Source organism: Bordetella sp. 2513F2 (genome assembly GCF_054642735.1).
Window position 1 is genome coordinate 2,313,499 of the sequence record NZ_CM137755.1, and the last position, 18,532, is coordinate 2,332,030.

19 protein-coding genes are annotated in these 18,532 nt (G+C 68.8%); 9 read left to right on the forward strand and 10 right to left on the reverse strand.

Features of this window, described 5'->3' with window-relative positions:
• The first annotated feature begins 67 nt into the window (after positions 1–67).
• Entirely contained in the window at positions 68–706 is a 639-nt protein-coding gene (gene plsY, locus ACYBYQ_RS10910) for a glycerol-3-phosphate 1-O-acyltransferase PlsY (protein WP_459614214.1), read from the forward strand.
• A gap of 13 nt (positions 707–719) precedes the next feature.
• On the opposite strand, the gene tsaD is transcribed toward plsY, so the two are convergent.
• Positions 720–1,766 carry a tRNA (adenosine(37)-N6)-threonylcarbamoyltransferase complex transferase subunit TsaD gene (gene tsaD / locus ACYBYQ_RS10915; protein ID WP_459618759.1) on the reverse strand — a complete coding sequence of 349 codons (1,047 nt, stop codon included), beginning with the start codon at positions 1,764–1,766 and terminating at the stop codon, positions 720–722.
• Between the two features lie 125 nt (positions 1,767–1,891).
• Between tsaD and ACYBYQ_RS10920 the strand changes: the two genes are divergently transcribed.
• The 3 genes from ACYBYQ_RS10920 to trxA all read left to right on the forward strand — a co-directional run bounded on the left by ACYBYQ_RS10920 (position 1,892) and on the right by trxA (position 4,949).
• Positions 1,892–3,184, forward strand: a complete 1,293-nt coding sequence (locus ACYBYQ_RS10920; RefSeq protein ID WP_459614216.1) for an NCS2 family permease — start codon at positions 1,892–1,894, stop codon at positions 3,182–3,184.
• 232 nt (positions 3,185–3,416) lie between these two features.
• Positions 3,417–4,436: an LLM class flavin-dependent oxidoreductase gene (locus tag ACYBYQ_RS10925; protein WP_459614217.1), complete on the forward strand. Its 1,020-nt coding sequence runs from the start codon at positions 3,417–3,419 to the stop codon at positions 4,434–4,436.
• 126 nt (positions 4,437–4,562) lie between these two features.
• Entirely contained in the window at positions 4,563–4,949 is a 387-nt protein-coding gene (gene trxA, locus ACYBYQ_RS10930; protein ID WP_459614218.1) for a thioredoxin, read from the forward strand.
• 6 nt (positions 4,950–4,955) lie between these two features.
• On the opposite strand, the gene ACYBYQ_RS10935 is transcribed toward trxA, so the two are convergent.
• From ACYBYQ_RS10935 to ACYBYQ_RS10960, 6 genes are all read right to left on the reverse strand, one after another.
• Positions 4,956–5,543, reverse strand: a complete 588-nt coding sequence (locus ACYBYQ_RS10935) for an IMPACT family protein (protein WP_459614219.1) — start codon at positions 5,541–5,543, stop codon at positions 4,956–4,958.
• 28 nt (positions 5,544–5,571) lie between these two features.
• The gene (locus tag ACYBYQ_RS10940; RefSeq protein WP_459614220.1) at positions 5,572–6,393 is read right to left on the reverse strand and encodes a type 2 periplasmic-binding domain-containing protein; all 822 of its coding nucleotides are present in this window, start codon (positions 6,391–6,393) and stop codon (positions 5,572–5,574) included.
• Between the two features lie 18 nt (positions 6,394–6,411).
• Positions 6,412–7,185, reverse strand: coding sequence for an ABC transporter permease (locus ACYBYQ_RS10945; RefSeq protein WP_459614221.1), 774 nt, complete (start codon positions 7,183–7,185; stop codon positions 6,412–6,414).
• Positions 7,182–8,180 carry an ABC transporter substrate-binding protein gene (locus tag ACYBYQ_RS10950; protein ID WP_459614222.1) on the reverse strand — a complete coding sequence of 333 codons (999 nt, stop codon included), beginning with the start codon at positions 8,178–8,180 and terminating at the stop codon, positions 7,182–7,184. Before ACYBYQ_RS10950 ends, ACYBYQ_RS10945 begins: the two co-directional genes overlap by 4 nt.
• 60 nt (positions 8,181–8,240) lie before the next feature.
• A complete protein-coding gene (locus tag ACYBYQ_RS10955; RefSeq protein WP_459614223.1) occupies positions 8,241–8,999 on the reverse strand; it encodes an ABC transporter ATP-binding protein in 759 nt (252 codons plus the stop codon).
• A 123-nt stretch (positions 9,000–9,122) separates the two neighbouring features.
• The gene (locus ACYBYQ_RS10960) at positions 9,123–10,013 is read right to left on the reverse strand and encodes a LysR substrate-binding domain-containing protein (protein ID WP_459614224.1); all 891 of its coding nucleotides are present in this window, start codon (positions 10,011–10,013) and stop codon (positions 9,123–9,125) included.
• A 118-nt stretch (positions 10,014–10,131) separates the two neighbouring features.
• Between ACYBYQ_RS10960 and ACYBYQ_RS10965 the strand changes: the two genes are divergently transcribed.
• Positions 10,132–10,788, forward strand: a complete 657-nt coding sequence (locus ACYBYQ_RS10965; protein WP_459618760.1) for a flavodoxin family protein — start codon at positions 10,132–10,134, stop codon at positions 10,786–10,788.
• A gap of 31 nt (positions 10,789–10,819) precedes the next feature.
• On the opposite strand, the gene ACYBYQ_RS10970 is transcribed toward ACYBYQ_RS10965, so the two are convergent.
• Entirely contained in the window at positions 10,820–12,424 is a 1,605-nt protein-coding gene (locus ACYBYQ_RS10970) for an ABC-F family ATPase (protein WP_459614225.1), read from the reverse strand.
• Positions 12,425–12,739: 315 nt separating this feature from the next.
• On the opposite strand from ACYBYQ_RS10970, the gene ACYBYQ_RS10975 reads away from it, so the two are divergent.
• From ACYBYQ_RS10975 to ACYBYQ_RS10990, 4 genes are all read left to right on the forward strand, one after another.
• Positions 12,740–13,864, forward strand: coding sequence for a TRAP transporter substrate-binding protein (locus ACYBYQ_RS10975; protein WP_459614226.1), 1,125 nt, complete (start codon positions 12,740–12,742; stop codon positions 13,862–13,864).
• Positions 13,865–13,963: 99 nt separating this feature from the next.
• Positions 13,964–14,566 (forward strand): TRAP transporter small permease subunit, encoded by a 603-nt coding sequence (locus tag ACYBYQ_RS10980; protein ID WP_459614227.1) that lies wholly within the window; start codon positions 13,964–13,966, stop codon positions 14,564–14,566.
• A complete protein-coding gene (locus tag ACYBYQ_RS10985) occupies positions 14,563–16,500 on the forward strand; it encodes a TRAP transporter large permease (RefSeq protein ID WP_459614228.1) in 1,938 nt (645 codons plus the stop codon). The genes ACYBYQ_RS10980 and ACYBYQ_RS10985 overlap by 4 nt, the downstream gene beginning before the upstream one ends.
• A 17-nt stretch (positions 16,501–16,517) precedes the next feature.
• Positions 16,518–17,327 carry an enoyl-CoA hydratase/isomerase family protein gene (locus tag ACYBYQ_RS10990; RefSeq protein WP_459614229.1) on the forward strand — a complete coding sequence of 270 codons (810 nt, stop codon included), beginning with the start codon at positions 16,518–16,520 and terminating at the stop codon, positions 17,325–17,327.
• Between the two features lie 51 nt (positions 17,328–17,378).
• Here the strand turns inward: ACYBYQ_RS10990 and ACYBYQ_RS10995 are convergent, their stop codons facing one another.
• The gene (locus ACYBYQ_RS10995; RefSeq protein ID WP_459614230.1) at positions 17,379–17,978 is read right to left on the reverse strand and encodes an exopolysaccharide biosynthesis protein; all 600 of its coding nucleotides are present in this window, start codon (positions 17,976–17,978) and stop codon (positions 17,379–17,381) included.
• Positions 17,978–18,472, reverse strand: a complete 495-nt coding sequence (locus tag ACYBYQ_RS11000; RefSeq protein ID WP_459614231.1) for a host attachment protein — start codon at positions 18,470–18,472, stop codon at positions 17,978–17,980. The genes ACYBYQ_RS10995 and ACYBYQ_RS11000 overlap by 1 nt, the downstream gene beginning before the upstream one ends.
• Positions 18,473–18,532 lie beyond the last annotated feature (60 nt).

An 18,532-nucleotide genomic window follows, 5' to 3' on the forward strand; every position in this document is an offset into this window, starting at 1 on the left:
AGGTAGAATCCGCAGCCACGGCGCGCAGCCCGCGCGCCGCGCGCAGACACAACATAACGAGACTTGCATGGTCCTCACCGCCCCTTCCCTGACGTTCGGCCTGGCGCTGGTCCTGATGGCCTACCTGATCGGTTCCATCCCTTTCGCCGTCGTGGTCAGCAAGCTCATGGGGCTGCAGGATCCGCGCAGCTACGGCTCGAAGAACCCCGGCGCGACCAACGTCCTGCGCACCGGCAACAAGACGGCCGCAGCGCTCACCCTGCTGGGCGACGCGGCCAAGGGCTGGTTCGCGCTGTGGCTGGCGCAACGGCTGGCGCCGGGCATGTCGTGGGGCGTGTACGCCGCGGTTGCCCAGGCGGTGTTCGTCGGGCACCTGTATCCGGTGTTCCTGCGCTTCAGGGGCGGCAAGGGCGTGGCCACCGCCCTGGGGGTGCTGGTGGCCGTGCAGCCCTGGCTGGCGGTGGCCACCGCCGCCACCTGGCTGATCGTCGCCCTCTTCTTCCGCTACTCGTCGTTGGCCGCGCTGGTCGCGGCCTTTTTTGCGCCCGTCTACTACGTGTTCGGATCGGGCGTGGCCTGGACGGCGCGCCCGGCCGTGGCGCTGGCGCTGGCGCTGATCGGCGTGCTGCTCATCTACCGGCACCGCGCCAACATCGCGCGCCTGCTCCAGGGCACGGAAAGCCGCATCGGCAGCAAGAAGTCTTGAGCGCCGCGGCTGGTCAGGCCCCGGCCGGCACGCAGATGTCGGCGAGGTCCCAGCGCGGCCGGACCGTGAAGGCGTGGCTGCCCTCCTCCAGGGTGGCCAGGCCGTGGCGCACGCGCTCGGCGGCCGCGAACGCGATCATGGCGCCGTTGTCGGTGCACAGGGCCAGCGGCGGGAAATAAGCCTGCGCGCCCAGGCGCGGCAAGGCTTCGGCCAGGCGGCTGCGCAGCCGCGTATTGGCGCCCACCCCGCCGGCCACCACCAGGCGTCGCAATCCGGTCTGCTGCAGGGCGCGCGCGGCCTTGGCGGCCAGCACGTCGACGATGGCGGCCTGCGTGGCCGCCGCGAGATCCGCGCGCGTCTGCTCATCCAGGCCGCCTTGCGCCTGCGCCGCCTTCACCCGGGTGAGCACCGCCGTCTTGAGGCCGCTGAAGCTGAAGTCCAGGTCGCCGCTGTGCAGCATGGGCCGGGGCAGCGCGTGGCGCTCGGGATCGCCCTGTTCGGCCAGCCGCGACAGCGCGGGGCCGCCGGGATAGCCCAGGCCCAGCAGCTTGGCGGATTTGTCGAAGGCCTCGCCGGCCGCATCGTCCAGCGTCTCCCCCAGCAATGCATAGCGGCCCACGCCGTCGACCCGCATCAGCTGCGTATGCCCGCCCGAGACCAGCAAGGCCACGAACGGAAACGCCGGCCGCGGCTCGGCCAGCAAGGGCGAGAGCAGGTGCCCTTCCAGGTGGTGGATGCCGATGGCGGGGAGCCCGAGGGTCCAGGCCAGCGACTGCGCCATGCTGGCTCCCACCAGCAGCGCCCCGGCCAGGCCGGGGCCGGCCGTATAGGCGATGGCGCCGATGTCGGCAAAGCCCAGCCCGGCGTCGGCCAGCACCTGCCGGGTGAGCGGAACCACGCGCCGGATATGGTCGCGCGAGGCGAGTTCGGGTACCACGCCACCGTACTCCTGGTGCATGGCGATCTGGGTGTGGAGCGCGTGCGCCAGCAGGCCGCGTTCGGTACAGACCGCGGCCACGCCGGTTTCGTCGCAGGAGCTTTCGAAGCCGAGGATGATCATGGGCACGCAGTTTACAACTTGGTGCGAAAATACACGGCCCGCGCCGGCCATCCGGCGGCTTGCGCGTGGCCGCAACACAAGAACCACCAACCGTCACATCAATCACGCCGCTACCGGGGACCCGCATGCTGGAGAAGCTCTTTCACCTGCGCGAACACGCCACCAACGTCCGCACCGAACTGGTTGCCGGGCTGACGACCTTCCTGACGATGTCCTACATCATCTTCGTCAACCCCGACATCCTGTCCACCACCGGCATGGACCGCGACGCCGTGTTCGTCGCCACCTGCCTGGCGGCCGCGCTGGGCACGCTGATCATGGCGCTGGTCGCCAACTGGCCCATCGGCATGGCGCCGGGCATGGGCCTGAACGCCTTCTTCGCGTTCACGGTGGTCAAGGGCATGGGCTACACCTGGGAGCAGGCGCTGGGCGCCGTATTCATCTCGGGCGTCATCTTCCTGCTGCTCACGGTCACCGGCGTGCGCGCCTGGCTGATCAAGGGCATTCCGCCCTCGCTGCGCAGCGCCATCGCGGCCGGCATCGGGCTGTTCCTGGCCATCATCGCCCTCACCAGTTCCGGCATCGTGGTGGCGCACCCCGCCACCAAGGTCACGCTCGGCGATTTGCGCCAGGCGGGGCCCCTGCTCGCCATCCTGGGGTTCTTCATCATCGCCGTGCTCGATGCGCTGCGGGTGCGCGGGGCCATCCTGATCGGCATCCTGGCCGTCACGGTGCTGTCCATGCTGCTGGGCCACAACGAATTCCGCGGCATCTTCTCCGCCCCGCCCAGCCTGATGCCCACGCTCTTCAAGCTCGACATCGCGGGCGCCCTGCACACCGGCTTCGTGCATGTGATCCTGGTATTCGTCCTGGTCGAGGTCTTCGACGCCACGGGCACGCTCATGGGCGTTGCCAAGCGTGCCGGGCTGGTCGCCGACGGCCGCCCCAACCGGCTGGGCCGCGCGCTGTTCGCCGACAGCTCGGCCATCGTGGCCGGCTCCATGCTCGGCACCAGCAGCACCACGGCCTACGTCGAGAGCGCCTCGGGCGTGCAGGCCGGCGGCCGCACGGGCCTCACCGCGCTGGTGGTGGCGGTGCTCTTCCTGGCCGCGTTGTTCATCTCGCCGCTGGCCGGCTCGGTTCCCGCCTACGCCACCGCGCCGGCCCTGCTGTACGTTGCCGGCCTGATGATGCGCGAGCTGATCGAGATCGACTGGAACGACGTCGCCGAAGCCACGCCGGCCGCGCTCACCGCGCTGATCATGCCGTTCACCTACTCCATCGCCAACGGCCTGGCCTTCGGCTTCATCAGCTACGTGGTGCTCAAGACCTGCACCGGCCGCGTACGGGAGGTCCACGCCGCCACCTGGCTGGTTGCCGCGCTGTTCGTGCTGCGCTACGCATTCTTCCCGGACTGAGCCGGCGACCGGCGGGCGCAGTCGGGGAGCGCAGTAGAGGACGCAAAATAGAGGGCATGCAATAGGCCGCCCCTATCGACCCGATCGGCCATGGGGTTGCTCCGGCGAGCGCTTGAATTCGCCTATACACTCTCCATATGGATTACATGAGCCCGGGCCTGTCACAGGCCCGGATCGTCATTGGCGGCAGCGTGCCCCCGCGCGCCGGCCGCCGCGCATACGGAGTGTGTACATGAGCGTCCTGGCCAACGTGCCGTTTTCCGTGCTGGATCTCGCCCCCATCGTAGCGGGAGGCACGGCGGCGGACGCCTTTCGCAACACCGTCGACCTGGCCCGCCACGTGGAGGCGCTGGGTTATCGCCGCTTCTGGCTTGCCGAGCACCACAACATCACCGGCGTGGCCAGCAGCGCCACTGCCGTGCTGATCGGCCACGTGGCCGCGCATACGCGTACGCTGCGCGTGGGCTCGGGAGGCGTCATGCTGCCCAACCACGCGCCGCTGATCATCGCCGAGCAGTTCGGCACGCTCGAAACGCTGTTCCCCGGGCGCATCGACCTCGGCCTGGGCCGCGCGCCCGGCAGCGACGGCGCCACCCAGCATGCCCTGCGGCGCGGGCCGCGCAGCGGGCTGGAATTTCCGGCCCTGCTTGAAGAATTGCGCGCATTCCTCGCGCCCGAGCGGCCCGGACAGGCGGTGCGCGCCATTCCGGGCGCCGGGCTCGACATCCCCATCTGGCTGCTGGGCTCGAGCGACTTCAGCGCGCGCCTGGCGGCCGAACTGGGCCTGCCCTTCTCCTTCGCCGGCCATTTCTCGCCCGAAGGCATGGCGGCCATGCGGCTGTATCGCCACCTGTTCAAGCCCTCGGGCACGCTGCAGCGTCCGTACGCCATGATCGGCGTGCCCGTCGTGGCCGCGGATACCGACGAACGCGCGCAGTATCTGGCCACCACGCAGCAGCAGAAATTCCTCTCGCTGGTGCGCGGCCATCGCCTGCAGCTGCAGCCCCCCGTGGAAAGCATGGAGGGCCGCTGGACCGAATGGGAACAGCACGCCGTGCAGCAGAAGCTGGCCGCGGCCATCGTGGGCGGACCGGAAACCGTACGGCGCGAGCTCGAGGCCCTGGTCGCCGAAACCGAGGCCGATGAAGTCATGATCGTGTCCGATTTCTACCGGCACGAAGATCGCCTGCGCTCCTACGAGATCGTCGCCTCGCTCAAGCAGGCCAGCTCCGCCACGCCTGCGGCGGCCTGAGGCAGCGCAACGCATCGCGCCTGGCGGGCCAGGCGCGGCACTTGCGGCGCCCCCGGCGGCGCCGCGCCACAACCGGGCCCCATGCGGCCCATTACTCCGCGTCACGCACGCGGCAAGGATGACACCATGAGCATCGTAGAACTCACCAAGGACTCCTTCCAGGAAGCCATTACGCCCGACGGCACCCTGATCGTGGACTTCTGGGCTCCCTGGTGCGGTCCCTGCAAAGGCTTCGCACCGGTCTTCGAACAAGCCTCCGAAACCCACTCCGACATCACGTTCGCCAAGGTCAACACCGACGTGGAGCAGGAACTGGCGGGCGCGCTGGGCATCCGCTCGATCCCCACGGTGATGGTGTTCCGCGAGCAGGTGCTGTTGTTTTCGCAGCCGGGCGCGCTCAGCGCCGGCCAGCTCGAGGAGCTGCTGACCAAAGTGAAGGAAGTCGACATGGCCCAGGTACACCGCGACATTGCCGCGGCACGCGACCAAGCCGACGGCTCGGCGCAGGCCTGATCCGGGCTAGGCATCGACGCGCCAGTCGCCCTGCCCGCGGGTGATGTTCGCCACCAGCTGGCGAACCTGTTCGAGCTGCGCCTGCGGCACGGCCAGGATCAGTGCGGCTCCCTCGGCATCGAAGGCCTCGTCCAGGATGCCCACGCCCGCCTGCGCCAGGCGCGCCTGCAACAGCGGCAGTTCGGCGTAGCTGCAGCGGCAATGGGCCTGCACCGTCCGCACCAGCTCGATGCGCTCGCCCTGGCGCAGGCAGTTGGCGGCACATCCCCCGTAGGCCCGCACCAGCCCCCCTGCGCCGAGCTTCACGCCGCCGAACCAGCGCACCACCAGCACGGCCACGCGGTCCAGGCCCTGGCCCTCGATGGCCTGCAGGATGGGCCGGCCCGCGGTTCCTCCCGGCTCGCCGTCATCGTTGTAGCGGTATTCCTGGCCGATGCGATAGGCCCAGCAGTTGTGCGTGGCCGCAGGCTCTGCCTGCACGCCGAACCACGCCATGGCCTGCGCCACGCTGTCGACGGGCGCCGCCAGAGCCAGGAAGCGGCTCTTCTTGATCTCTTCCTCGTAAGTGCAGAAGCCGGCCAGGGTATGCGTCATAGCGGCGCATTGTAAGCGCCGGGGCGCCTCAGCCGTGGCAGTCCGGCACTTCCTGATCCAGGTAGACATCGAAGGCCACGTCGCGGGCCCATTGCCCGGCCATGGCCTCCCACACACCCTCGCGGCGCCACCTACGCATCTCCGCCTGCAGCCAGGCGGCGTCGGCCTCGGGCGCCAGCCACACGCGTTGCGCACGCGGGCCCTCGACGGGCAGCGTGGCGGCGAACTTCTTCCACTCGGGAAAGCGCATCAGCGGCGCCCATACCGTGTCGTCGACCAGGCCCACGTCGCACCGGCCTTCCCGCACCGCGACCAGCGCATCCGACGGCACCCGATGGACCTGCACCTGCGCCTGCCAGCGCTCGGCCCAGGCACGCGCCTGCTCGGCGTCCGCAGCCATGCAGACGCTGCGGCCGGCCACGTCCTGCCAGCGCCGCATCGGCGTATCGCTGCGAATGACGGCCTGCGGGCGCGTGGCATAGCCGGCGGGCACGACGGCCACGCCGGGTTCCTGCGATCCCGGCAATGACTGGCCTTCCAGCCGGTCGGCCAGCACCACGTCCACTTCGCCGGCGCGCAGCAGTCCGGCGGCCTGCGCTGCCTGCACTGCCTGCAGGCGCACGGGCAGGCCCAGCCTCTCGGCCAGGCGCTGGGCCGCGGCCGCGTCCAGCCGTCCCGGTGTGCGGATCTTGGCGCCCGGCGCGGGCTCGGGCGCGACATGCGGCACGCCCACTACCAGCACGCCGCGTACGTGCGCGCGAGCCGGACCCGGCTGTGCGGCCCCGGCGGGCGTGCCCGCCAGCGCCGCAAGCAGCAGCGGCGCCAGCCAGCGATGCCATCTGCGGCTCATGTGCGTCCCGTCCTTGCGCTACACGTACTGGTAGCGCAGCAGGCGATGCTTGAGGTTTTCGAGGATGAACTGGTCGATCAGCGCAGCCAGCACGGCGATCACCAGAATGTTCATCATCACGCCGGTCATGTCGGCGATCTCGCCGGAATAGGCCAGCGAACGGCCCAGGCCCTTGCCGAAGCCGATCAGCATCTCCGCGGAGATCAGGGCACGCCAGGCATTGCCGAATGCCAGTTGCGCGCCCGTGATGAGCTCGGGCATGACGGCCGGCAGGTAGACCCGCTTGACCAGGCCCCACGGCGTGGCACCCATGACCCGCGCCGCCGACACATGCACGCGCTGCACCGACTCGGTGGCGTTCATCACGCTGAGCGCCGCCGGGAAGAAGGCCGACAGGGCCACCACCACGATGATGGGCGTGCTGCCGAAACCCATCACGATCAGGAACAGCGGCACCCAGGCGATCGACGGGATGGACTGCAGGATGACGATCGCGCTGCGCAGCACCTCGCGGAAGAAGAACAGGACGGCCGCCACCAGGCCGAAGCCGATGCCGGCCGCCAGTGCCAGGCCGTAGCCCAATCCCAGGCGCCCGAGCGTGCCGAGCAGGCTCTGGTGGAAATCGGGATTGCCGATGTCCTCGACCAGGCGGCCCAGCACGGCGGGCACGCCGGGCATCAGGAAATCAGGCAGCAGCCATGCCGCGATCTGCCACAGCAGGAAAATGAAGGCCACGCCCAGCACCCCTGCAAGGTGCTTGCGCAGCCCGGTCACGCGGGTCGAGGCGCTCAAAGCTGACGAGCCTCCTGCCACGACAGGTCGACGATGCCCGAGACGTCATACGGTTTGCCGTCGCGCGTCTTGAGCGAACCCTGGGCCTGCAGGATGTCGGCGATCTCCTGCATGCGGGCCGTGTCCTTGTCGCTGAGCTTGGGCGTGAACACCTGGGTGCTGATGGCCTCGGCGATCACCGTCTCGCGCGGCAGCTCGCCGCGCTTGAGCGTCTTGAGCGTGGGCTCGGCGATGAAATACGAGGCGATCAGCTTGGCGGCATCCTGAGGCTGCTTCTGCAGCAGGTCGATGGCCTGCTTCTGGGCGTCCAGCGCCTTCCAGACGTCGTCCTTGCGCTTGGCCAGAGTCTCGCCGGAGGTGATCACCACCATGCAGGGGAACGGCCAGGCCTGGCCCACTTCGTAGATCTGCTTGACCGGCGCCACCAGCTGGGCGATGCGGTCGTAGGGTTCGAACAGGAAGGCCGCATCGACGCGCTTGCCGACCAGCGACTGCACCGCCACGGCGGGGCTCACGCCCATGACGTTGACGTCGTCGGGCTGCAGCTTGCCTTCCTTGAGCACCACGCCCTTGAGCACCACGTCCGCCGTGCTGCCCTCGGCCTGCGAGGCCAGCGTCTTGCCCTTCAGGCCGGCGATGTCCTGGATGCCGGTGTCCTCGCGCACCACCAGCGAGTGATAGCCCTGCTGGGCACCGCCCACCACCTTCAGGTCGGCGCCCTTGGAGGCCCAGGCCACGGCGTTGGTGAAGCCCAGCACGCCGATGTCGAGCTGGCCGCCGACGATGGCCTTGATCAGGTCCGTGCCCGACTTGAACTCGACCAGTTCCGAATCCAGGCCGGCCTTCTGGTAGTAGCCGCCCTCCTGCGCCACGATGGCCTGGGCGTCGTCCATGACGCGCAGATAGCCCACGCGGAACTTCTCGGCCGCCATGGCGGGCCCGGCCGCCAGCAAAGCCGCGGCCAGCGGCAGCGACAACCACTGCTTGATCTTCATCTTGGAAATCTCCGTACTCAATTGGGAATGCGGTGCGCCGCCGCGGCGGCGCACCATGGATCAGGCTGCCTGCGCCTCGGCGTGGGCGCCGACGCCGATGCCCAGCAGTTGCAGGATCTCGCGCTTTTCGGCAGCCAGGCCGGCGAGATCGTGCGTGCGCTCGCGGCCCCGCAGGTCGAATTCGCGCAATACCCGCGCGGGGCGGGGGCTGAACACCACCACGCGGTCGGCCAGGAACAGGGCCTCGTCGACGTCGTGGGTGACCAGCAGCACCGTGGGCTGTTCCTCGCGCAGCAGCTGGCGCAGCACGTCCTGCAGGCTGAGGCGGGTGAGCGCGTCGAGCGCGCCGAAGGGCTCGTCCATCAGCAGGGTCTGCGGCTGGGCGATGAAGGCACGGGCCAGCGCCGCGCGCTGGCGCATGCCGCCGGAAACCTGGTGCGGGTAGTAGTTCTCGAAGCCGCCCAGGGCCACGCGCCCCAGCCACGCCACCGCGCGCTCGCGCGCCTGGGCCTTGGACACGCCCTGGAACTCCAGCGCCAGGGCGACGTTGTCGCGCAGCGTGAGCCAGGGATAGAGGGCATGCTCCTGGAAGACCAGGGTGCGGCTGGGATGGGGGCCCGCCACCGCCTGGCCGTCGGCCAGCACCTGGCCTTCGCTGGGCCGCTCCAGCCCCGCAGCCAGGTGCAGCAGCGTGGACTTGCCGCAGCCCGATGGCCCGACCAGGGCGACCAGTTCGCCGGTCTGGAACTCGCTGGAAAAGTCGTCGACGACGTTGAGATCGCCGAACTGCTTGTGCACGTGGTTGAAGGTCAGATTCATGAGTGTCCCGGCCGCCCGGGGGCAGCGAAGATGGGCGGCAGATAACAGCGGTAATCTAACAATTCGTTATATGAATCCAAACTATATTTAGCTCATTTTTTAATAGCTTATAGGTATATATAGCTATCCCGACATGCCGAACTGGGTCTCCAGCCACCGCAGGAACGCCGCCACCGGCGGATGGCGCTCCCGGCCCGGCGAGCACAGCGCGGTATAGGTGGCGCCCGCCACCGTGACCTCGGGGCGGTACGGAACCAGCAGCCCCCGTGCCACGCTCTCGCCGGCCATGAGCGAGCTGGCCAGCACCAGGCCCTGGCCGGCGGCGGCGGCCTGCAAGGCGTAGCTTTCCTCGTCGTAGACGCGCCGCGGCGCGCATGCCGTCCACCAGGACTCCCCGGCCGCCGCGCACCAGGCCTGCCAGGCCTCCTCGTACAGGGTCGAGTCGCGCCAGCGCACCGTGATCAGCGTGGGCGCCGCTCCCGTGGCGCACGGCAGCGTGCCGGGCGCGGCGTAGACGCCGAACCACTCCCGGATCGAGGCAAACCGGCGCAGGCCGGCCTGCGGCTGGCCGCCATAGCGGATAGCCACGTCGATGCTGGCATCCTGCAGCAGGTCGATGGGCCGGGCGGTGGTGTCCAGCCGCAGCTGGTAGTCGGGATGGGCGTCGTAGAAGCGGCCCAGCCGCGGCACCAGCCACAGCGCGGCGAACGAGTGGGTGGTGGTGACGGTCAGCGCGCCCGCGCTCGGTGCCGGCCTGAGCCGCTCCAGCGTCTGCGCGATGTCGAGCAGCGAGCCGTGCACGCGTTCGAACAGCTGCGTGCCCTTTTCCGTGAGGCGCAGGCGGCGCGGCAGGCGCTCGAACAGCGCGAAACCGAGGCGCTGCTCGAGCGCACGGATCTGGTGCGAAATGGCCGTCGGGGTAACCGACAACTCCGCGGCGGCGTGCTTGAAGCTGCCCAGGCGGGCGGCGGCCTCGAACACCCGCAGACCGGGCAAGGGGATATGGGCGAACATCGTGGCTCCTGGGATCTCATGGATGAATTTAGCTCATCCAGAATGCGGATTTCTCAGTTGTCGCCGTCGATTCGAAGGAGGCATCATGCCTGCAGACACTTCTCACCTGGAGGCATACATGAACCCGGATCATCCCAAGACCCTGCTCGTCCTGGTCGGCAGCCCGCGCCGGGACGGCAATAGCGCGCTGCTGGGCCAGGCCGTGATCGACGGCGCGCGCGCCGCCGGCCACCGTGCGTCGCTCTGCTTCATCGACGATTACGTGGAGGGCATGCTGACCGACACGCGGCAGCGTCCGCCCGTCGCCGATCGCTATGGCGAACTGTTCCTGGAGCATTTCCTGCCGGCCGACGGCGTGGTGTTCGCGACCCCGGTCTATTGGTACGGCATGTCGGCGCAGACCAAGGCCTTTTTCGACCGCTCCTTCACCTACTATGCGGCAAGCTTCCCCGATTGGGAGGAAGTGCAGCGGCGCATGCGCGGCAAGCGGCTGGGGCTGACTATTGCGTCGGAAGAGGCCTATCCGGGCGCGGCGCTGGGCATCGTGCACCAGTTGCAGGAATATGCCCGCTATACGTATTCGTCTTTCGTGGGCTTCGTGCATGGCGCGGGCAATGCCCGCGGCGAAGTGGCGCGCGACCCGCGGCGGCCGCTGGAGGCGGCGCACGCGCTGGGCCGCGAGTTCTTCGCGCTGCCCTATTCCGACTACCGCATCGACACCCCGCGCAGCCATGTCGTGTGGGAGGCGCAGACGGACGGCCAGGCGGCCGCATAGCGCGGCCAGGCCGGAAGCAGCCGCCGCGGCCTCAGGCCTCGATGCCGCGCGAGGACAGGTAGTCTTCGTAGCCGCCGCGGTAGTCGACGATCTCGCCGCCGGGGAGGATCTCGAGGATGCGCGTGGCCAGGCCCGACACGAACTCCCGGTCGTGCGAGACGAAGACCAGCGTGCCCTGGTACTGCTCGAGCGCGAACTGCAGCGACTCGATGGATTCCATGTCCAGGTGGTTGGTGGGCTCGTCCAGCAACATGACGTTGTGGCGGCCCAGCATCAACCGGCCGAAAGTCATGCGGTTCTTCTCGCCGCCCGACAGCACCTTGGGCGCCTTGGGCAGGTCGTCTCCGGAGAACAGCAGCCGGCCCAGCGCCGAGCGGATCGCCTGGTCGTCGTCGCCCGGCTGGCGGAACTGGCTCATCCAGTCGAAGAGGTTGATGTCGTCCTGCTGGAACTGGTCGGAGACGTCCTGGGCCATGTAGCCGATGTCGGCGTTGTCCGACCATTTCACGGTGCCGGAGTCGGGCGCGAGGTCGTTGGCGAGCATGCGCAGCAGCGTGGTCTTGCCCACGCCGTTCGCGCCGATGATGGCAACCTTCTCGCCCGCATCGAGCATGATGGAGAAATCGCGGATCACCGGCGCATCGTAGGACTTGGACAGGTGCTCCACCGTGACCGCCAGGCGGTGCATCACCTTGGCCTGCTCGAAGCGGATGTACGGGTTCTGGCGCGACGAGGGCTTGACCTCCACCTGCTCGGCCTTGATCCGGTCGATCTGCTTCAGGCGCGACGTGGCCTGGCGCGACTTGGACTTGTTGGCGGCGAAGCGGCGCACGAAATCCTGCAGCTCGTTGATGCGTTCCTTGGCCTTGGCATTGCTGGCCACCAGGCGTTCGCGCGCCTGCGTCGAGGCTAGCATGTAGTCGTCGTAGTTGCCCGGGTAGACGCGGATCTCGCGGTAGTCGAGGTCTGCCATGTGGGTGCAGACCTGGTTCAGGAAGTGGCGGTCGTGGCTGATGATGATCATGGTGCTCTGGTAGCCGTTGAGCACGTTCTCCAGCCAGCGGATGGTGTTGATGTCGAGGTTGTTGGTGGGTTCGTCGAGCAGCAGCACGTCGGGATTGGAGAACAGCGCCTGCGCCAGCAGCACCCGCAGCTTCCAGCCCGGCGCCAGCTCGCGCATCGGCAGGTTGTGCTGTTCGGTGCCGATCTCCAGGCCCAGCAGCAGCTCGCCGGCGCGCGCCTCGGCGGTATAGCCGTCGTATTCGGCGAACTTGGCCTCGAGCTCGGCCGCACGCATGTAGTCGTCTTCGGACGCCTCGGGATTGGCATAGATGGCATCGCGCTCGGACATCGCGGCCCACATCTCGGTATGCCCCATCATCACGACGTCGAGCACGCGCACATCCTCGAAGGCGAACTGGTCCTGGCGCAGCTTGCCCAGTCGCACGCCCGGCTCGAGCGAGACGTTGCCGCTGGAGGGTTCGAGGTCGCCGCCGATGATCTTCATGAACGTCGACTTGCCCGAGCCGTTGGCGCCTATCAGTCCGTAGCGGTTGCCCTCCCCGAACTTGACGCTGACGTTTTCGAAGAGCGGCTTGGGGCCGAACTGGATGGTGAGATTGGCGGTGGAGATCACGGTAGCGGGAAAAGCGAGGAATGTCGCGTGGGATAAACGGCATAGTTTACCAAGCCCGTCTTGCGCGGCGCGTGGCCCCTGGCACGCGCCGCCTGAAACGGCAGCGAAGCACGCTACGGGTTTTTACGGACATTAGGCTGATTGTCAGCTTGGCTGCGGCACGGTTTAATCGCTTAGGCCTGCTCGCTCACGAGCCGGCTGCACTTCCCGCCCGGCGGCTGCAACGGCCGCAACTGCGCTGCACCACCCCGCGGTACCGATTCAGGCTGTAACAACAAGCTGGTCCATGTAGTCCAAAAAAGGAGACAACACACCATGCATCACGTTACGCAATCCCGCCGCGCGTTCATCGCCGGCGCCTCCACCGTGGCAGGCGCCGCGGCGCTGGGCTTTCCCAGCGTCACGCGGGCCCAGGGCTCGCCCGTCACGCTGCGGTTCCAGAGCACCTGGCCGGCCAACGACATCTTCCACGAGTTCGCGCAGGACTACGCCCGCAAGGTCAACGACATGGCCGCGGGGCAGCTCAAGATCGAAGTGCTGCCTGCCGGCGCGGTGGTGAAGGCCTTCGACCTGCTCGATGCCGTGTCGGCGGGCACGCTCGACGGCGGGCACGGCGTGGTGGCGTACTGGTACGGCAAGAACACCGCGGTGGCCCTGTGGGGCTCCGGCCCGTCGTTCGGCATGGACGCCAACATGCTGCTCGCCTGGCACGAGTACGGCGGCGGCAAGGAACTGCTCACCGAGATCCAGAAGGCCATGGGCGTGAACGTGGTGTCGCTCATGTACGGCCCCATGCCCACCCAGCCTTTCGGCTGGTTCAAGAAGCCCATCACCAAGGTCGAGGACATGCAGGGGGTGAAGTTCCGCACGGTGGGCCTGGCCATCGACATGTACAGCGCCATGGGCGCGGCGGTGAACGCCCTGCCCGGCGGCGAGATCGTGCCGGCACTCGACCGCGGCCTGCTCGACGGCGCCGAATTCAACAACGCCTCGTCGGATCTCTCGCTGGGCTTCGCCGACGTGTCCAAGATCTGCATGCTGCAGAGCTTCCACCAGAGCGCCGAACAGTTCGAGGTGCTGTTCAACAAGACCAAGTACGACGCCCTGCCCGACCATCTCAAGCACATCCTGCGCTACGCCGCCCAGGCCGCGAGCGCCGACATGTCCTGGAAGGCGGCGCACCGCTATTCCGAGGCGTACATCAAGCTGCAGAAGGAGAACGGCGTCAAGTTCTACAAGACCCCCGACGCGATCCTGCAGCAACAGCTCAAGATCTGGGACGACATGATCGCCAAGCGGTCCGCGGAGAACCCGCTGTTCAAGAAGGTGCTCGACTCCCAGCGCGCCTTCGCCGAACGCGCGGGCCGCTGGTACAACGACACCTCGGTCAACTACCGCATGGCGCACAACCACTACTTCGCGCGCAAGCAGGCGGGCTGACGCGAACCCGGCATTGCCGCGCTCCTGCGGCATCGCCCCGGCGGCACCTTGCGCCGCCGGGGCTCCCCCCGTGTTCCACGCCCGACTGGATCCGCGCAGATGATACGTCTCATACGCCTGATAGACCGGCTTTCGACCTTCGTGGGCCAGGCCTTCGCCTGGCTCATCGTGGTGCTCACCCTGCATGTGTGCTGGGAGGTGGCGGCCCGCTACCTGCTCAACAGGCCCAGCGCCTGGGCCTTCGACATGCAGCTGATGTACTACGGCATTCTTTTCATGATGGCCGGCGCCTACACGCTGGCCACCAACGGCCACGTGCGCGGCGACATCCTCTACGGCTTCCTGCCGCCGCGCGTGCAGGCGGGCCTGGACCTGCTGCTGTACGTCGTCTTCTTCTTCCCCGGGGTGATCGCGCTGGTATGGGCGGGCTGGCGCTATGCCGGCGAGTCCATCGCCATCCGCGAGCATTCGTCGCTCATGGCCGACGGGCCGCCCATCTATCCCTTCAAGAGCTTCATCCCCATCGCCGGCGCCTTCCTGCTGCTGCAGGGCGTGGCCGAGGTCTGCCGCTGCGGCCTGTGCCTGGCCCATGGCGCCTGGCCTTCGCGCGAGTACGACGTCGAGGAAGTCGACGTCGACAAACTCAAGCAGATGGTGCATGCCGGTGACGCCGGCACGGACAACCGGGATGGGCAACGATGAAAACCCACAAAGCGCTATGGTTCGGCCTGTCGTGCATCGGCATCGTGCTGGCCATGATCGTGTTCCTCACGCCCTGGGGCAACCTCAGCAGCGGCCACATCGGCCTGCTGATGCTGGCGCTCATCGTGGTCGCCATCATGCTGGGCTTTCCCACGGCCTTCACGCTGATGGGCATGGGCGTGCTGTTCACCTTCCTGGCCTACCTGTGGCAAAGCGGCGACGGGGCCGGCGCGATGCGCCAGACGCTGGACCTGATGGTGCAGCGGACCTACGCCGCCATGACCAACGACTCGCTGATATCGATCCCGCTGTTCGTGTTCATGGGATATCTGGTCGAACGCGCCAACCTCATCGAGAAGCTGTTCCGCTCGATGCACCTGGCGCTGGCTCGCCTGCCCGGCGCGCTGGCCGTGGCCACCCTGGCAACCTGCGCCATCTTCGCCACCGCCACGGGCATCGTGGGTGCGGTGGTCACGCTCATGGGCCTGCTCGCCATGCCCGCCATGCTCAAGGCCGGCTACAGCGTGCGCCTGACGGCCGGCTCCATCACCGCAGGCGGCTGCCTGGGCATCCTGCTGCCGCCCTCGGTCATGCTGATCGTCTATGGCGCCACCACCGGCGTGTCGGTCGTGCAGCTTTATGCCGGCGCGCTCTTTCCCGGCCTCATGCTGGCAACGCTCTATGCGCTCTACGTGATGCTGGTGGCCAAGCTGCGCCCCGACCTCGCCCCGCCGCTGCCGGCAGACCAGCGCCACATCCCCCTGCCCCCGCCGGCCGGCGAACTGCGCGGCCAGGGCTACACGCATGCCCTGGGCGGCATGCTGGCCGCCATGTTCAAGGGCCGCCGCAATCGCGACGTGCCCATGGGCTTCCTGGCGCGCAACATGCTGCTGGCGCTGGCGCCGCTGATGGTCGTGGGCGTGCTGGCCGGTTCGGTCTACATGATGGTCACCGAACCGCCCGTCACCTACGACATTCCCGAGGAGCTGCAACTGGGCGACGGCGGCTCATACAGCAGCGGCCTGGCCGAACCGCCCTCCGCCGACGGCGGACTGTCGGAGCCGCCTGCTGCCGGGGGGCTGTCCGAACCGCCCGGCGCGCCCGCGGCCGCCGGCGACGGCCACACCGCGGCCGAAGCGGCCCAGGCGGACGCAGCCGCGGAAGACGGCCCGCAGCGCCTGCCCGCTCCTGTCGGCTACTGGATCTTCCTCGGCGTGTGCGTGGCCCTGCTGGCGGTGTTCTACGGACTGCTCACGTGGTCGCGGCTGGAAGTCTTCAAGATGCTCATGGCGTCGTTCTTTCCGCTGGCCATCATGATCGCGGCCGTGCTGGGCTCCATCGCGTTCGGCCTGGCGACCCCGAGCGAGGCCGCCGCCATGGGCGCCATGGGCGGCGCCCTGCTGGCGCTGGCGTACCGGCACCTCAACATGCCGGTGCTGCGCGAGTCCGTCTTCCTCGCCGCCAAGACCAGCGCCATGGTGTGCTGGCTGTTCGTGGGTTCGTCCATCTTTTCGGCGGCGTTCGCGTTGCTGGGCGGGCAGCGCATCATCGAAGAATGGGTGCTGTCGCTGGGCCTCTCGCCGCTGCAGTTCCTGCTGCTGGCGCAGGCCATCATCTTCCTGCTCGGCTGGCCGCTGGAATGGACGGAGATCATCGTCATCTTCATGCCGATCTTCGTGCCGCTGCTCAATACCTTCGGCATCGACCCGCTGTTCTTCGGCCTGCTGGTGGCGCTCAACCTGCAGACGGCGTTCCTGTCGCCGCCGGTGGCCATGTCGGCGTTCTACCTGAAGGGCGTCGCTCCGCCGCATGTCACGCTGAACCAGATCTTCCTGGGCATGCTGCCGTTCATGGGCATCCAGGTGGTGGCGATCTTCCTGCTGTACCTGTTCCCCGCCATCGGCCTGTGGCTGCCCACCGTACTCTATCGCTGAATCAAGGATGATTGCCGATGCTGCAGACACTGGAAGTCGCCTACGGCCCGCAGACCGCCGTGGTGTGGCTCAACCGGCCGGAGGTGCGCAACGCGCTGGACACCCGCATGGTGGCCGAACTCACCGAGGTATTCGCCTCGCTGGCGGCAGACGACCAGGTGCGCGCCATCGTGCTGGCGGGCCGGGGCAAGGCCTTCTGCGCCGGCGCCGACCTCAACGCCATGCAGCGCGCTGCGCAGGCCGGCACCGCGGCCAACGAGGCGGACGCGCAGGCGCTGGCCTCGTTGCTGCACGCCATCCATGCCAGCCCCAAGCCCGTGATCGCGCGGGTGCACGGCGCCTGTGTGGCGGGCGGCATGGGGCTGGCCACCGCCTGCGACATCGCGGTGGCGTCGCGCGAGACCCGCTTCGGCCTCACCGAGACGCGCCTGGGCCTGATCCCTTCCGTAGTCTCGCCCTACGTGCTGCGCGCCATGGGCGCCCGCGCCGCCGGCCGCTGGTTCCTCACCGGCGAAACCTTCGACGCGGCCGAGGCGTGGCGCCTGGGCGTGATCCACGAACTGTGCGAGGCACAGTCTCTGGATGAGCACGTCAATGCCCTGCTCGGCGCGTTCCTGCTCGCCTCGCCGCAGGCCGTGGACGCGGCAAAGCAGTTGATCCGGCACGTGGCCGATGCGCCGCTCGACGCACCGCTGATGAGCGAGACGGCCCGGCGCATCGCCGCGCAGCGCGCCACGGATGATGGCCGCGAAGGTATCGCCGCGTTCCTGGAAAAGCGCGCGCCGTCCTGGGTTCCCCCACTTCCGGACCAGGACGACGCAGGCTGAGCGCCCGCACAGGCTTCCGGCTGCATGCGTTCCGCCCCCGGCGGCCGGGCTTCAGCCCAGCCGCCACGCCACCACCACGAATGCCCCGGCAGCCACCAGCGTGCCCAGCAGCACGACGGCCCCGTCGCGCCCGATCAGCCCCAGGCCGATGAGGGCGATGGCCGAGAACGGCACGGAGCTGACGAAGGGGAGCAATTCGAGCGGCACGACCGCCGCCGCGCACAACAGGCAGACCAGCGCGACCCCCTGCATCCAGGGCCGGCGGCCCATCCATTCGAGCCGGCAGCGCAGCAGCCGGTCCAGCCGCCGTACGACGGGACGCGCCCTGGCCAGGCCGGCATCGAGGCGGTTGCTGCCCACCGCGCAGCGTCGCAGGAAGCCGGGCAGCCAGAATTCATTGCGGCCCGCCAGCATCTGCAGCGCCGTCACGGCCACGATCAGCGCCATGAGCGAGGGTACGCCGGGTATGCCGCCTACCGGGCTGATCTCCACCAGCGCCGGCACGAACAGGAAGGGTCCGAATCCGCGGGCGCCCAGCTCGCGCTGGGCGTCCGCCACCGACACGCGCTCCTGGCGACGGGCCAGCGAGATCAACGCGTCCAGCACATGCTCCAGTGCGTGCGCTTCGCACGTTCCGGGCGCGGCCGCCATCAGCCGCGGCGCGGTACGCCCGGCGCAGCCAGCCCGCCCGACATGGGAAAGAGCCGCTCGGTCAGCTCGCGGCCGCTGGCATGCACCAGGTCCTTGTCCAGCTCCAGCGCCACCGTGTCGGCCACCTGGGGCGTCAGGGCCTTGCGCAGCAGGCCCAGGAAGCGCGGCGCCGCCACGATGCGCAGCGTGTCGAACCTGCCCTGCCGAAGCGCTTCGTCCAGGTGGCCCGCGACGCGACGCGCGAAGTCCCCGGCTTCCTTGTGCAGTTCGCCGGTGCCGGCCGAAGACGTGACGTTGGGCCCGGCGCGGGCGGCATCCTGCGCTCCCCCGCCGGCGCGCCGCCCGTAGGCATCGCGACGCAACTCCGCGCCGTCGGCGTGCGCGTCGGGGTCGGTCAGCTCTTCCACGGGCTCGAGCTCATCGCCCACTTCGGGCCACTGCAGGATGCGGGCAATGGCCTCGTCGGCCACCACCACCCAGTGCGTCTTGTTCATCGTGCGGTCCTCCTATGTTGCCCCGCCGGCTCGCAAGCTGCATGCCCGCATGCCGGCGGC